The sequence below is a fragment of the Shewanella sp. SG44-2 genome, assembly GCF_014164215.1.
In the GTDB taxonomy this organism is placed as follows: domain Bacteria; phylum Pseudomonadota; class Gammaproteobacteria; order Enterobacterales; family Shewanellaceae; genus Shewanella; species Shewanella frigidimarina.
This window is the reverse complement of record NZ_JACJEU010000010.1, coordinates 38,743-53,944: the sequence shown is the minus strand read 5'-3', so window position 1 is coordinate 53,944 and position 15,202 is coordinate 38,743. Positions and strand designations below refer to the sequence as shown.

The window sequence follows — 15,202 nt, the reverse complement described above, 5'->3', positions numbered from 1 at the left end:
TCTAACCTGCTGTTATAAAACTGAATAACCTATTTTGATACTGCCTCTAAATATTTTTCTATGACAAAAGTTTCACCTTAAATCACTTTTATACTGATAGCATTATCTAACAAGCCTTCAGAGTGATTGATTAGCCTCATGCAAGAAAGTAGAATGATAACGATTATCATTTATTTTTATTTAGTTTAAAGAATAATTCCTTCATTCCTATTAAGGCAATACCTTGAATACTTTCTTAAGCAGCTTCACGTTATGGCGACAACAGCTCACATCTTCGGTGTTCAACAGATGTCTGTTGGTTGTCATTGCCTCGGTGTTTTCAACGTCTTTATGGGCACAAAGCCCGGCAGTCACGTCACAAGAGATATCACACGAGACATCACCAGATCTTTTAAAACAAACACGACAAATTCTTCAATTAGCTGAATACATTGGTGTTGATTATTCAGAAGCCGTAACCGAAGGTAGTATCTCTAATCCAGATGAATTTGCTGAAATGCAGCAATTCGCTAGCATCATTATCGAAAAAACAAACCTGCTCGCCAATGATGTGCCAAATTCATTAACGGCCGATGCATTACAATTACAGCAAGCCATTGTAGACAAATCATCACTGGATGTTATTCAAGGGCTTAGCCAAAAAATACGTAACCAGTTATTAAGCCAGTCTCCAGCATTAGTGTTACCAACACAGCTTTTGGCTAAAGAGAATGTTAAACAGCTGTTTATCGAAAATTGTTCAACATGTCATGGTGATTTAGGCCAAGGCGATGGACCACTGGCTAAATCATTGTCACCAGAGCCAACCAACTTTACTGACCAAGAACGTGCATTAAACCGTTCATTATTGGGGCTTTATGATGCGATTTCAGATGGTTTAGATGGCAGTGCGATGCGTGCTTTTAGTGAGTTAAATGATCAACAGCGTTGGTCATTGGCTTTCTATGTTGGTAGTTTAGCTTTTGAGCCAACAGCAACGACAACGAAGCACATCGAGAATGATGCGAATATTGAATTACAACAGTGGGTCAATAGCAATCCAACCCAGTTAATTGAGCAAAATGTCGAAATTGATAAAGCCCAATTAGCATTACTCCGCTCACAACCTGAGTTACTGTTTCAATATGCTGACTCGCCTATTTCGGTAGCCCGCACTAACTTACAGGCTGCTGTAAAAGCATATCAAGCCAATGAGTTAGCGCAAGCGCAAACCTTAGCCGTTAGCGCCTATCTCGACGGTTTTGAATTAATTGAGAACAATTTAGATGCTCACGACAGTAGTTTGCGTAAATCGATTGAAAGCCAGCTGCTTAATTTTAGAAATATCCTAAAAACAACAGGACAGGATAACCAGGTAAATCAACAGTTAACCAGTATTCTGGCTCAACTGGACCAAGCGGACACACTACTAACGGAGCAATCACTATCCAATAATGCCATGTTTTCGGCTGCATTAATCATCTTGCTACGCGAAGGATTAGAAGCACTGCTCGTTATCATTGCCTTAATGACAGTGTTAATTAAAACCGAACGTCAGGATGCGATTAAATTTGTTCACTTTGGTTGGATATCAGCACTTGCTGCTGGTGTATTAACCTGGTGGGCTGCAGATAACCTGATTAGCATTAGCGGAGCCTCAAGGGAGTTAATGGAGGGTGGTGCTGCATTGCTGGCCGCATTGGTATTGTTCTATGTTGGTTATTGGATGCACAGTAAAACCCAAGGTTCTAAATGGCAAAGTTACATTAAAAATAATGTCGACCGCCATTTAAACACTGGCACGTTATGGGGTCTCACTGGGCTGGCGTTTATTTCGGTCTATCGTGAAGTCTTTGAAACCATTTTGTTCTATCAGTCATTACTAACACAAGCCATAGGCTCTGCCAGCAGTAATGAGCAAGTTAGTTACTTGGTTTACGGCTTGCTAGCAGGTATGGCTATTTTAGCGGTAATTGCGTGGTTAATGATGCGCTATTCAGTTAAATTGCCATTAGCCCGCTTTTTTGCGGTGAGTTCTTACTTCATGCTTATTTTAGCGTTTATTCTGGCAGGAAAAGGGATTTCAGCGTTACAAGAAGCTGCAGTAATTAGCCTTACGCCCTTCCCTCTAGATGTGTCGATTAGCTGGTTAGGAATAGCGTCTACATGGCAAGGTTTGGGCACACAAATGGTGATAGTAGTATTGTTTAGTTTGCTGGTTATCCGTAATCGTGACGCAAAGTAATACTACTCACTAATGGAATCATCGTTAGAATTTGATTAGCGCTTGGTTTTGTTGTTTAACATTAGGCGTTCAATAAAAAAGGCCGACTAAATATATTTAGTTGGCCTTTTTATGTCGGAAAATCGCTTAGTAATTTACTTCACAGTAAACTTGGTATCTTCATTTCTTAACATGTACAACGCAAAACACGCGGCCCACATTGGCCATGCAGCAAAAAACAATAGGTTATTAAATGCATCAAAATATTGATTAAATGCCGATAACGTTGAAGCACCGTGCATTAGAAAGATAACCCCGTAAGTGATACGCTTTTTAATACCCAATACAAACGCAAATACTAAGGCTAATTGCAGTGCACCCATAACATATGCAGCAACCTCACTCATTCCGCCGATGCCATAGAACTTCTCGAAAATTTTCATACTGTGGCCAGGATTGACGAACTTATCTAATGTCCATACCAGCATCACCACAAACACGCCTAAGCGTAAAGAAAGTAACGACCACTGCAGTTTTTTCTGAGTATCATGGCTAATTGATGTTTGCATCTTAATTCCTTAAAAAATATATAAAAATAACATCATCTAGGGTCTGTTGACCGTCTAAATAAGCTAAACTGATCATTACTGAAATTCATCAGCCGCTAATTGACCGAGTAAAGCGCAACTATGTTGCACTAGTAGTTATGCCATTTAGATCTAACGCAATGAAAATTGGCATAACATGATTGAAATAAACTTGTTAACAACAAGGTCCCTTTCACCAAGTTCATTACAGCAGAAAAAATTATGCCTATTTATCGTTATCCTAGCCGTTCACTTACCGCACTAGCTATTAGCGTAGCCTTGTATTCATCAATAGCTTCATCAATGGCTGCTGCAGCCGAAGACACCTCGTCTATCGAAGTCATTCAGGTATCAGGTAAAGCGATTAACGATAAAGGCATGTCACCTAAAAACAGCACTGTTGATGGCCCATTTGGTGACGGAATAGCATTAAAAGATATTGCCCGTTCAGTGACGCCTATTACCAGTGAAATGATTGAACAGCTTAATATCATTGATTTATCTGACATTCAAAAAGTCAGCCCTAACAGTTACTCCGCTAGCGGCTTTGGTGCATCAAGCCTACCCACTATTCGTGGCCAACTAGGCGAGCTATATCAAGACGGTGTACGTCGCCAAGCGGGCAACAATGGTTTTGGTGTACCCATGTCGTTTAACGCAGTCGAACAAATAGATGTGGTAAAAGGCGCACCGCCAGTGCTATTAGGCACCAGCCAACGTAATGGTGGGTTTGTTAACATACATTCTAAAGTCGCGCCTACTGACGACCAGTTTACTCATCTCACCTTATCGGGCGGTAGCTGGGATCATTACCGTGCACAAATAGATGTTGGCACCGACATCGTGCCCAATGAAAGCGGTATTCGCTTAAGTGCAGAACATATCGATAATGGCAGCTATTACGATTACTCAGGCTTTAAAAGCGACAGCGTTTTTGTGGCATTTCGTTTACTGCCAGACGATGCCAGCACTTGGGACATTAATGTCGAATACTATGATGTTGAGTTTACCGACAACGCGGGGATCAACCGCCCGACTCAAGCGTTAATCGACAACGGTTTGTACGTTACAGGTCAAGGTGTGCAGCCTAATGGCAGCACTATAGCTGGCGCCAATGCCATCGTATCGCCAACTGGGTTGGTTGAGATAGATCGTAGCCAAGTATTAACCGACCCCGACAATATCAATAACGCCCAAACCTTTTTACTTCACAGCACCTATGTGCGTGAGCTAAGCGATAAAGCGACCTTTAAAAATATTACCTATTATCAGCATCTAGAACGTGAAGAAATTGCTCAAAACAGTTTTGTTGAAATTATTGATGGCGCAGATACCGCCCAAAACAGAGTTGAATTAGCCTATAAATGGAGCGATGCTCAAAGCACTATTAGTGCGGTGGATATCCGCTACAACAAAGTGTTAGGTTACAGTCAATTTACCACCGAAGCTGACTTACCTATCGACTTAACAGGTCCCATTGAAGACCGCCGTATTCCGCTTACTGCAGCACAACAAGGTCGATTAGTTGAACTGCGCCCTGGTGTGTTTGTGTCACCCGGTGCGCAATACGATACCAATGCCGATGGCAGCGGCGATTTTTCATTGTCAGACACCACTGACTCAACCAGCTGGCAAACCGGTCTAGCCATTCAACATAACAGCCAATGGACAGATAAGTTTTCCACCAGCGTAGGTTATCGTGCCGATTTTTATAATGTAGATGCGCGCGATGCCATTGCCCCGCAAGGGCAAGTTGCAGCCAGCGATTCAATAAGTGAAATGCTTGAATCTGGCCAAATCAGTTTGAGTTACCGCCTTAGTGACGACATCACTACCTATGCCAGTGCCAGTTATAACGAGTCAACCTCAAACAGCATGGCTGGCGGCACCACATTAGGCGCCAACAACCAAATTAGTAGCCAAAACTTTGCCACCGAAAATACCCTGACTGAAGTGGGCATTAAGTACTCACCCACGGACAGTGCTTGGTATGTTGATGCGGCAGTGTTTGACCAAAAACGCAGTCTACGAAATCGTGATGGCAGCAATACCGGCATTCGCACTAAAGGCTTTGAAGCCCAAGCCTTTTATGATGCTGACCCGTTTTGGTTAAGCGCGGGCTACAGTTATTTAGACGCCCGTTATGATGACTCAGCCAGTAGCCAAGATACGGTACAAGTTGCCGATACATTTGATAATTCACGCCCAGACATTATTGCTGGCACAGGTATTGGCGCACCAAACTTCGCTTCATTTGCAGCGTCTGACCGCCGTGTACAAGGCCTTCCTGAACAAACGTTCACAATTAATGGCGGAATGTCGATTACTGAGAAATGGAAAGCAGGTTTCTCCGGTCTATATACCAAGAGTTACCCATTAGACTATTTAGCGACTGTGTATATTCGCGATCAATACACGCTTAATGTTAACACTCGCTATGATTTTACCGAGCAAACAAGTTTAAGGCTGGATGTGAATAACGTGACTAACCAAAAGAACTGGCGTCCGGTGTTTGAAGGCGGTTATTTCGGATCAACATTGGTTTTTCCTGAACTACCTGTTAACGCTACCCTTACCTTACAGCATTCATTTTAAGGCTATAAATTATGTTTAAAAAAATTGTGTTATTACTGATTGCTGCATCATTAGTGGGGTTATTTTTCCACTTTGATTTGCATCAATTACTGACCTTAGAGGGCCTAAAAGGCTCAATGAATGACTTTAGTCAATTACGTGAACAGTCACCTCTGTTAGTTATTGGCGGATTCTTTTTATTGTATGTGGCAGTGACCGCATTGTCTTTACCTGGTGCCGCGATTCTTACCATCGCCTCGGGTGCCTTATTTGGCATCGTCGAAGGATTAATTATTGCGTCGTTTGCCTCGAGTATCGGCGCAACAATGGCATTTTTAGTGTCGCGTTATCTGTTGCGTGATTCAATTAAACAACGTTTTCCAGAGCGCTTAGCGGCCATTGATGCCGGAATTGAAAAAGAAGGTGGCTTTTACTTATTTACCTTACGTTTGGTACCAATATTTCCGTTCTTTTTAATCAACATGCTAATGGGTGTGACCGCCTTTAAATCGTGGACTTTCTATTGGGTAAGCCAAATCGGTATGTTTTTGGGTACCTTTGTATACGTTAATGCCGGTACTCAGCTGGCACAAATTGACAGCTTATCGAACATTTTATCGGTTAACCTTATCCTGTCGTTTGCACTATTAGGTTTATTCCCGCTTATCGCTAAGGCAATAGTCAATATGATAAAAAAACGTCGCGTATACAGCAACTGGACCAAACCAGCCAAATTTGATCGCAATATGATTGTGATTGGCGCAGGTGCCGGTGGACTCGTCACCAGTTATATTGCTGCCGCAGTAAAAGCTAAAGTGACCTTAATTGAAGCCGGCGAAATGGGCGGCGACTGCTTAAACTATGGCTGTGTGCCAAGTAAAGCGATTATTAAAAGCGCTAAAATTGCTCAGCAAATACGAAACGCCCATCATTACGGCTTAGAAGACAGCACTCCTGAATTTTCATTTAAAAAAGTCATGGCGCGTGTGCATCAAGTGGTTGCCGATATAGCTCCCCACGACAGTGTTGAGCGTTACACCAACTTAGGTGTCGACGTAGTCAAAGGCTATGCAAAATTAGTCGACCCATGGACAGTTGAAATTAGCCATCCAGACGGTAACACCAGCCGCTTAACCGCGCGCAGCATTGTTATTGCTACAGGTGCTCGCCCGTTTGTGCCACCGTTACCAGGCATAGAAGAAGTCGGTTATGTTACCAGTGATACCTTGTGGGACGAGTTTGCAAAACTCGACACCGCACCACAAAAATTAGTGGTACTTGGCGGCGGCCCAATTGGTTCTGAACTGGCACAAAGCTTTGCCCGTTTAGGCTCACAAGTGACTCAAGTTGAAATGGCTGAGCGCATCATGATCAAAGAAGATCTTGAAGTGTCTGAGTTTGCCACCCAAGCCTTGCAAAAAAGTGGCGTGAATATTTTAACCTCACACCAAGCGCTGCGCTGCGAACTGCGTGACGGTAAAAAATACCTTATCGTTAAACATCAAGAGCAAGAGTTAGCGTTAGAATACGACCAACTTTTATGTGCAGTCGGTCGTAGTGCCCGCTTAAGCGGTTACGGCTTAGAAGAGTTAGGTATTGAAACCAACCGAACTATCGTCACCAATGAATACCTAGAAACCTTATACCCAAATATCTATGCGGCAGGTGACATTGTTGGGCCTTATCAATTTACTCACGTAGCGGCACATCAAGGCTGGTACGCGGCAGTCAATGGACTGTTTGGGCACTTGAAAAAGTTCAAAGTGGATTACCGAGTTATTCCATGGACTACGTTTATCGATCCAGAAGTGGCTCGTGTAGGTATTAATGAATATGAAGCCAAACAGCAAGGTATTGATTACGAGGTGACTCGCTTTGATTTTGCCGAGCTTGATCGCGCCATTACCGACAGTGCTACCGAAGGGTTTATTAAAGTGATTACCCCTAAAGGTAAAGATAAAATCTTAGGTGTGACCGTGGTGTCTGAACACGCTGGTGATTTAATTGCTGAATTTGTGCTGGCAATGAAACACGGCTTAGGCCTTAACAAGATTCTAGGCACGATTCACAGCTACCCAACATGGGCAGAAGGCAACAAATACGCAGCGGGTGAATGGAAGCGTAACCATGCACCAGAAACTGTATTGCGCTGGTTAGAAAAATACCACACTTGGCGCCGTGGCTAACCATACAGAGTAATCGCTAAGGCTCGTAAAAATGGGCCTTAGCTTATAGATTCTAAATAATGTCGCTTAGGAAGTAGTTCTGGATAGCGAGTATTAGAAAATAACTCGAGATAACGGTTCTTAGAAACTTAAAGTAGGTCTCAGACAATGAAGAAATTAACGCGATGTGCTCAATCGTTTGTGCTGACTTTAGGTCTATTGCTGAGCTTGTTTGGCATTAATACGGCTATTGCGGCGGTTGAAGAGTCTGAGGCTCTTTCTGATGCTAATCATCTTGTGCAGAGCCAGACAAAAATGGCACTACATGATGAGTGGAATTCCTTACTCAGCCGTCATGTAAAACCGATTAACCAAGGTCACAGTAGCGCGGTAGATTACGCCGCGATACAACAAGATCGAACCATATTGACCGACTATCTCAACCAATTAAGTCTGATAACCCAAGCAGAGTTTGATGCTTGGGACAAAGCATCGCAATTAGCATTGTTAATCAATGCTTACAACGCGTGGACAGTTGAGCTTATCTTAACTAAATACCCTGACCTCGACTCAATCAAAGATCTAGGCGGATTTTTTAGTTCTCCATGGGATAAAAGCTTTATTCCGTTATTAGGTAAAACTCGCAGCCTCAATGATATTGAGCACAAACTAATTCGTGGTAGTGATCGTTACAACGACCCCAGAATCCACTTCGCGGTAAACTGTGCCAGCATTGGTTGCCCTGCACTGCGTGAAGAAGCCTACACAGGCACTAAACTCGAGCTGCAATTAACCGAGCAAACTGAACGTTTTCTTGCCGATAGCAGCAGAAATTATGCCAAGGGAGACAGCCTGTATTTGTCTTCTATCTTTAAATGGTATGGCGATGACTTTACTAAAGGGTTTCGTAACACCCATTCGATTGAAGCGTTTTTACTGCTTTATTCCAATACTGATAAAGGTGTTCTGACATTAACCCCAAAACAGCGCCAAGCAGCAGAGAAACAACAACTCGATATTGAATTTTTAGATTATGACTGGTCACTTAATGTTGCTGGCTAACTTACGCTGGCAGCATATCGTTGGCACAGCCTTTTACAGCAACCTTATAAAATCTAAGGTTGTGATTAGCTTGGGGCTTAGTGCTTTGTTGCTTGCAGCTGGCCTTTGGGCTGGTATAGCTCATGCTTCTGTAAACGATGTTGTAGATGTTGTAGACAAGCCGGTAACTCAAACATCAAAGTCAACATGGCCAGAGGTTGAATCTCGAGGCGCTAATCAAGATGTGTACTTTCATGCTTGGGGTGGCGATCCGCAAATAAATCGTTATATTCAATGGGCCGCGAAACAAGTTAAGCAGCAATATAAGATCAATTTACACCATGTAAAACTCACCGACACCAGCGAAGCAGTCAGCCGAGTATTAGCGGAAAAATCAGCAAGCAATGATCATCAAGGCCAAGTCGATTTAGTGTGGATTAACGGTGAAAACTTTGCCGCCATGGCCAAACATCAGCTACTAGCACCAAATTGGGTTGATCGATTACCCAACTTTGGCTTAACCGACCCAGACAATAATCCTGCGATGACCCGCGACTTTGGTGTGCCAACACAAGGGATGGAAGCACCATGGGGTAAAGCTGCGCTGACCTTTTACTACGACAGCCTAGTGACCACATCACCACCACAAACCTTGCAACAATTAAGTCTATGGGCCAAACAACATCCAGGCCGATTTACCTACCCTAAACCGCCTGACTTTTTAGCCACCAGCTTTTTAAAGTACGCCTTAATTGTACTGAACAACTCACAGCCTGAAGCGATTAAAAATCTTCTTTATCAACCCGCTACAACACAAAGCCAAGCTTTGCTATTACCAGTGCTTTGGCAATATTTAGATGAACTACATCCGCATTTATGGCGCAAAGGTCTACACTTTATGTCTAGCGGCATGGAGCTTCGCCGCTTAATCGGCGATGGAGAACTTGCTCTAGCGTTTACCTTTTCAGCCGCTGAAATTCCCGCGGCCGTTGCACGTTTTGAATTACCCGACAGCAGCCGTAGTTATCGTATGCAAGATGGCAGTTTGAGTAATATTCACTTTATCGCCATTCCCTATAATGCCGCTCACCTAGACAGCGCTAAATTGGTAGTCAATTTTTTACTGAGCCCACAAGCTCAAGCACACAAACAGCAAGCGAATATATGGGGCGACACCAGCGTGTTAGCACGATCAAAGCTGACTGCCGAACAGCAGACTTGGTTTGAGCCACCCGCTCAGTCACATGCCAGTGCCACTATTGCTAACCAAGCAATCAGCCCAGCGTTAAGCGAGCCAGATCCAAGTTGGAGTAAGGTTATTACAAAGCTATGGTTACAACGCTATGGAGTGATGCAATGAACACGGTAGCCAAGCTGTTCAATCCAATTGTGCGCTTCAGTCCATTTATGATGATGGCTTTGTTACTGATCCCTGTATTGGGTGGGTTAATTGGCGTTATTCTGCCTGCGTTTGGTTGGATCCCAGCACTGGATCAAACCCATTTTAGCCTGAATGGTTTTCAGCAATTATGGCAAACGCCGGGCATTGGCCACATGGCGTTATTGAGTATCACCACCAGCTTGGTTAGTACCTTGTTGGCCTTTTTAATCACCATATTGATCTTAGCAAGTTACTTTACCAGTCCGTGGCTGGGTTATATTCAACGTCTTTTAGGACCTATTTTGGTTATCCCTCATGCTGCTGCAGCTATTGCTATTGGATTTCTTATCACCCCGTCTGGCATGTTGTCTCGCTTAGTGTCGCCTTGGTTAAGTGGTTGGGATGCTCCACCAGATTGGCTATATCCACACGATGCGATGGGGCTGAGTATTATTCTAGGCGTGACCTTAAAAGAACTGCCTTTTTTATTGCTAATGGCGCTAGGCGTATTAGCACAACCCGACCTTGGGCAAACATTGCGGGCACAACATAAAGTGGCATTGAGCTTAGGTTATTGCCCAATGACGGCTTTTTTCAAAGTAGTGTTACCCAGCTTGTATCCCCATTTGCGCTTACCAATATTAGCAGTATTGGCTTACGCCAGCGCCAGTGTCGAAATTCCCTTAATTTTAGGCCCTAACAATCCACCGACATTGGCTGTGGCAATTATGCAGTGGTTTCATGACGTGGACTTAAGCCTACGCATTAAAGCGTCTGCTGGGGCAATATTACAAATTCAACTGACGTTATTAGTATTAGCCTGTTGGTGGTTACTCGAACGCTTAGTGAGTCAATTTGCTAAGCCGATGTTAACCAATGGCGAGCGCGAATACGGCGGCGCTATCATCCAAAAGATAACCCATGTCATCACCGCATTAATGTTAACCATCATTGGTTTGGCATTAGTGGGAATGCTGTTGTGGTCTTTTGCTGGCTTTTGGCATTTCCCTGATGCCTTACCGCAACAATTTGTAATGCTGCACTGGCAAACGGCATTACAACAAATGCACACACCACTTATCGACACGGTACTGATTGCCCTCTGCGCCACCGTTCTGGCGATAACTTTAACCTTGCTCACCTTAGAAGCGGAGCAGCATAGCGGAAAATCGCTATCGCTTCTGGGCAGTGTATTAATTTATCTGCCCTTGCTTATTCCAAGTATCGCGTTTTTATTTGGTTTGGTCTGGTTACTTGAGCAAATAAACAGTCAACATACTTTTATCAATGTGGTACTGGCCCATGTGTTGTTTGTATTACCTTATGTGTTTTTATCGCTGGCCAGTAGCTATCGTCGTTTAGACCCACGCTTTAGTATTGTTGCGGCCAGTCTTGGGGCCACCAAAGCAAAAATATTTTTCCGGATTAAACTGCCCATGTTAATTGGGCCGATATTCATTGCTTGCGCATTAGGTTTAGCCATTAGCTTTAGCCAATACTTACCAACCTTACTCACTGGTGGTGGACGCATCAATACCATTACCACTGAAGCTGTTTCGCTAGCCAATGGAGGAAGCCGTAGGATCAGTGCCGTATATGCATTAATGCAAATGATCCTTCCTGCTTTAGGTTTTTTACTGGCCTGGCTAATACCAAAGATCATTGTCAAAAATCATCGCCAAAAATGATGACCAAAATGATTACCTAATATTAGTTAAGCGTCAGCAACAAGGATAATAATGCAAACATTCGCGAGTACTGCCAATACAACCTCAACATCAGAACTCACCATTGATGGGTTGATTTTGAGTCGCCAGCAACAACACTTACTATCATTAAGTGCGACTATTCGTGGCGGTGAAATCTTAACCATTATGGGGCCGTCTGGCAGCGGAAAATCAACGTTATTAAATTGGTTAACGGGCATGTTGCCAGCGGGATTTAGTGCTGAAGGTCAATTGCATTTAAACGGCCAAAATATCACCACAACGGCCAGTCATTTGCGCCACATAGGTTTGCTCTATCAAGACCCATTATTGTTTCCGCATTTATCTGTGGCTGGCAACATCGGCTTTGCCATGCCGCCAAGCTCCAAAGTACAGCGACAAGCGGCAATTAGTGAAGCATTAACCCAAGTGGGTCTTGGCGGATTAGAGCAACGTGACCCACAGAGTTTATCTGGCGGTCAGCAAGCCAGAGTGGCATTACTGCGAGTATTGCTTAGCCAACCCAAAGCCATATTATTAGATGAACCCTTTAGTAAGCTCGACAGTCAATTACGTCAAGAGACCAGACAGCTCGTTTTTGATCAAATACGCCAACACCAGCTACCCGCCATTATGGTCACTCACGATCAAACTGATGCCGATGCAGCCGAAGGTAAGATCATCTCACTTGATAAAATAAATTGAATAAATAACCAATCGATTAATTGGAATAACCTTATGCTAGATAGATTTATCACCCCAGTAATAAAGCCACTGTTAGCGCCCGTTGTGCTGCTACTAGACAAAAAGAATGTCCATCCCGATCAGCTCACATTAGTCGGTTTCGGTTTAGGCATGCTGGCAGTGCCGTTACTGGCATTACAACTTTGGTATGGCGCCTTGTTTTTTATCGCACTGAATCGGATTATCGACGGACTCGATGGCGCCCTTGCTCGCCATCAGAAACACACCAGTGCTGCGGGTGGCTATTTAGATATTTGTGTCGACTTTCTGTTTTATGCGGCCATTCCGCTCGGGTTCGCCTTAGCCAACCCTACTGAAAACGCCTTAGCCGCGGCAGTGTTGTTAACCGTGTTTATCGGCACTGGCTCGAGCTTTTTGGCCTTTGCCATACCGGCCGAAAAGCTACATTTACCTCGACCACAATTTGCCAATAAGAGCTTTTATTTTTTAAACGGCCTAACCGAAGGCACCGAAACCATCGCCTTCTTTGTCACATTTTGTTTGTGGCCGGCTTATTTTCCTGAGCTTGCCTATAGCTTTGCTTTTTTAGGCGCAATTACTATCTTCACCCGTATACACGGCGGCTATCACACTCTGAAAAATCATACCTTGGAAAAAAACACTTCAGTTAATCCATCTCAACGAGGTAAATCAACATGATGGACGATATTTCATCCATTCGACTCGGGGCATTTTTAACGATATTGATAGTAATGCTGCTACTGGAGTTTTGGTTGCCAGCTAGGCATTTACCCAACAGAGCCAACGCACCGAAACCAGCTACGCGCTGGATAGGCAATATCGGTTTATTGGTGATTTCAGCAATAGCAGCCAGATTAGTGTTACCAATAGGATTAGCAGGTATTGCACTGTACTGTCAGCAGCAACAATGGGGGCTGTTCAATTATATTGCATTACCTGATTGGGCTAGCATCACCATAAGCTTATTGTTATTAGACCTAGTAATTTATTGGCAACACAGGCTGTTTCATCGTGTACCTTTATTGTGGCGATTACATAAAGTTCATCATGCTGACGTTCATGTCGACAGTACTACTGCATTGCGGTTTCACCCATTAGAAATCATCGCCAGTATTGGGATTAAAGCATTAGCGATCATCCTACTTGGGGTACCAGCCAGTGCAGTGATCTTATTTGAGATTTTATTAAATGGTTTAGCCATATTTAACCATGCCAATATCCGGTTATCACCAAAGCTAGAACGCATCGTTAGAACCGTATTAGTGACTCAAATATTGCACCGAATTCATCACAGCCAAATAATGCGCGAGAGCAACAGCAACTTTGGTTTTAGTATTGTGTGGTGGGATCGGTTATTTGGTACTTATTCTGCTAAGGCGAGTAAAGCAGACGAGGACCTCGATATAGGGTTAATCGAATACCCAAACGCGAAACAAAACGCTTGGCTAACAGGGTTATTATGGATGCCGTTTACCCATAAAAAATAACGGTTTGATTTGGTTTTAATTAACACTGGTTTTACACCATACGCGCAATTAAGCCCAACTCACTGTATTTACGCCATAAATAGAACGCTGTACTGTCAGGTGTGAATTTATAGAAGTATTTATTATACATTTTTGTGATATGTGACTGCCGAAGCACTTGATTAATCGATGATACTTTACCACTATATTATTAATATATTGCTAAAGGATAGAGATACTATGATCGGTTTCACCCAAAGTTTGAAAACTAAAATAGCCGATTTAGAACACCAATTAGTCACTCATAAACAGCAACATTCAGATGACTTAAATCAATTACAACTGACAATTTCGCAGTTAAGTCAGCAATTAAATTACTCTAATAGCCAATCGGAATATGATTCCGCACGCGCCAATTTACAATTACTGGGCGCAACGATGCTCAACGATATTCGCGACACCACCTTGGCAAACTCAATTAAGTTAGATGAAGAAAAAAAAATGCTATCTGAATTAGATAAGTTATTTAATCAGACACATGTAGCGATTGGTAACTTAAAAAAACGAGCTGGGCATCTAAATGAGCATGCTGAAAAAAGCATGGCTACTGCAGCAGACTTAAATCATTCGGCCAATGGAATAAGTAGTTTAGTTTCATCTATCCAGCAAATTTCTGAACAAACCAATCTACTTGCTCTTAATGCAGCCATTGAAGCTGCAAGAGCAGGCGATGCAGGTCGTGGCTTTGCTGTGGTGGCAAGCGAAGTGCGCCAACTGGCCAGTAATGCTCATGATGCCAGCGCTAATATTGAAAAATTGGTCGCCACTGTCATTGAACAAACAGAACAAATTAAGAGTGTGGTCATTACCAACCAAACTTGCTCTAGGGATATTGCAGTATCGTCAGAACAAATTGATCAAGTGGTGACTGATGTATTAGAAAGCTCAGGCGTGATGAAACGAGTCATTGGTGAAGCCTCCATGACCGCTTTCTTAACAACGGTAAAACTAGATCACAGCGTATGGAAAAGTAATGTATACAGCGTGTTGGCAAATAAAGATCTAAATGCCTGTGTTAATAGCCACACGGAATGCAGACTTGGCAAATGGTATTACAAAGGCGAAGGTCAAAATTTTGCCAGTTTATCCAGTTTTAAAACTATTGAACAACCGCATACAACCGTACACAGTGCAGGCAAAGCAGCTGTTATAGCCATGCAATCGGGTGATGAATCGACTATTTTGACTCATCTTGAAACCATGGAACAGGCCAGTATCGATGTGGTTCGAGCAATCGATCACTTGCTCATGCAAAGCCAGCAATAAAATAACTTAAACCATTACAGTCCCTAA

General features: G+C 43.1%; 11 protein-coding genes. 10 read left to right on the top strand and 1 reads right to left on the bottom strand.

Annotation, left to right across the window (positions count from 1 at the left end; translation table 11 throughout):
- The first annotated feature begins 223 nt into the window (after positions 1–223).
- Positions 224–2,224 carry a cytochrome c/FTR1 family iron permease gene (locus tag H5181_RS09985; protein WP_259397023.1) on the top strand — a complete coding sequence of 667 codons (2,001 nt, stop codon included), beginning with the start codon at positions 224–226 and terminating at the stop codon, positions 2,222–2,224.
- A gap of 134 nt (positions 2,225–2,358) precedes the next feature.
- Here H5181_RS09985 and H5181_RS09980 read toward each other — a convergent pair whose 3' ends face one another.
- On the bottom strand, positions 2,359–2,772 hold the full coding sequence (locus H5181_RS09980; RefSeq protein WP_182750935.1) for a hypothetical protein: 414 nt from the start codon (positions 2,770–2,772) through the stop codon (positions 2,359–2,361).
- Between the two features lie 240 nt (positions 2,773–3,012).
- On the opposite strand from H5181_RS09980, the gene H5181_RS09975 reads away from it, so the two are divergent.
- The 9 genes from H5181_RS09975 (at position 3,013) to H5181_RS09935 (ending at position 15,175) form a co-directional block, all read left to right on the top strand.
- On the top strand, positions 3,013–5,385 hold the full coding sequence (locus H5181_RS09975) for a TonB-dependent receptor domain-containing protein (protein WP_182750934.1): 2,373 nt from the start codon (positions 3,013–3,015) through the stop codon (positions 5,383–5,385).
- A gap of 11 nt (positions 5,386–5,396) precedes the next feature.
- Entirely contained in the window at positions 5,397–7,550 is a 2,154-nt protein-coding gene (locus H5181_RS09970; protein ID WP_182750933.1) for an FAD-dependent oxidoreductase, read from the top strand.
- A gap of 147 nt (positions 7,551–7,697) precedes the next feature.
- The gene (locus tag H5181_RS09965; protein WP_182750932.1) at positions 7,698–8,591 is read left to right on the top strand and encodes a DUF547 domain-containing protein; all 894 of its coding nucleotides are present in this window, start codon (positions 7,698–7,700) and stop codon (positions 8,589–8,591) included.
- Positions 8,592–8,706: 115 nt separating this feature from the next.
- Complete coding sequence (locus tag H5181_RS09960; RefSeq protein WP_182750956.1) at positions 8,707–9,930, top strand: ABC transporter substrate-binding protein; 1,224 nt, start codon at positions 8,707–8,709, stop codon at positions 9,928–9,930.
- The gene (locus H5181_RS09955) at positions 9,927–11,639 is read left to right on the top strand and encodes an ABC transporter permease (RefSeq protein ID WP_182750931.1); all 1,713 of its coding nucleotides are present in this window, start codon (positions 9,927–9,929) and stop codon (positions 11,637–11,639) included. Before H5181_RS09960 ends, H5181_RS09955 begins: the two co-directional genes overlap by 4 nt.
- 51 nt (positions 11,640–11,690) lie before the next feature.
- The gene (locus H5181_RS09950; RefSeq protein WP_259397021.1) at positions 11,691–12,362 is read left to right on the top strand and encodes an ATP-binding cassette domain-containing protein; all 672 of its coding nucleotides are present in this window, start codon (positions 11,691–11,693) and stop codon (positions 12,360–12,362) included.
- A gap of 33 nt (positions 12,363–12,395) precedes the next feature.
- Positions 12,396–13,061, top strand: coding sequence for a CDP-alcohol phosphatidyltransferase family protein (locus H5181_RS09945; RefSeq protein WP_182750930.1), 666 nt, complete (start codon positions 12,396–12,398; stop codon positions 13,059–13,061).
- Positions 13,058–13,870, top strand: a complete 813-nt coding sequence (locus H5181_RS09940) for a sterol desaturase family protein (protein ID WP_182750929.1) — start codon at positions 13,058–13,060, stop codon at positions 13,868–13,870. Before H5181_RS09945 ends, H5181_RS09940 begins: the two co-directional genes overlap by 4 nt.
- A 219-nt stretch (positions 13,871–14,089) precedes the next feature.
- Positions 14,090–15,175 (top strand): methyl-accepting chemotaxis protein, encoded by a 1,086-nt coding sequence (locus H5181_RS09935; protein WP_182750928.1) that lies wholly within the window; start codon positions 14,090–14,092, stop codon positions 15,173–15,175.
- Positions 15,176–15,202 lie beyond the last annotated feature (27 nt).

Excerpts from the sequence above, each read along its gene's own strand:
- H5181_RS09980 (WP_182750935.1), bottom strand. The coding sequence starts at position 2,772 with ATGCAAACATCAATTAGCCATGATACTCAGAAAAAACTGCAGTGGTCG.
- H5181_RS09975 (WP_182750934.1), top strand. The coding sequence starts at position 3,013 with ATGCCTATTTATCGTTATCCTAGCCGTTCACTTACCGCACTAGCTATT.
- H5181_RS09970 (WP_182750933.1), top strand. The coding sequence starts at position 5,397 with ATGTTTAAAAAAATTGTGTTATTACTGATTGCTGCATCATTAGTGGGG.
- H5181_RS09965 (WP_182750932.1), top strand. The coding sequence starts at position 7,698 with ATGAAGAAATTAACGCGATGTGCTCAATCGTTTGTGCTGACTTTAGGT.
- H5181_RS09955 (WP_182750931.1), top strand. The coding sequence starts at position 9,927 with ATGAACACGGTAGCCAAGCTGTTCAATCCAATTGTGCGCTTCAGTCCA.
- H5181_RS09950 (WP_259397021.1), top strand. The coding sequence starts at position 11,691 with ATGCAAACATTCGCGAGTACTGCCAATACAACCTCAACATCAGAACTC.
- H5181_RS09945 (WP_182750930.1), top strand. The coding sequence starts at position 12,396 with ATGCTAGATAGATTTATCACCCCAGTAATAAAGCCACTGTTAGCGCCC.
- H5181_RS09940 (WP_182750929.1), top strand. The coding sequence starts at position 13,058 with ATGATGGACGATATTTCATCCATTCGACTCGGGGCATTTTTAACGATA.
- H5181_RS09935 (WP_182750928.1), top strand. The coding sequence starts at position 14,090 with ATGATCGGTTTCACCCAAAGTTTGAAAACTAAAATAGCCGATTTAGAA.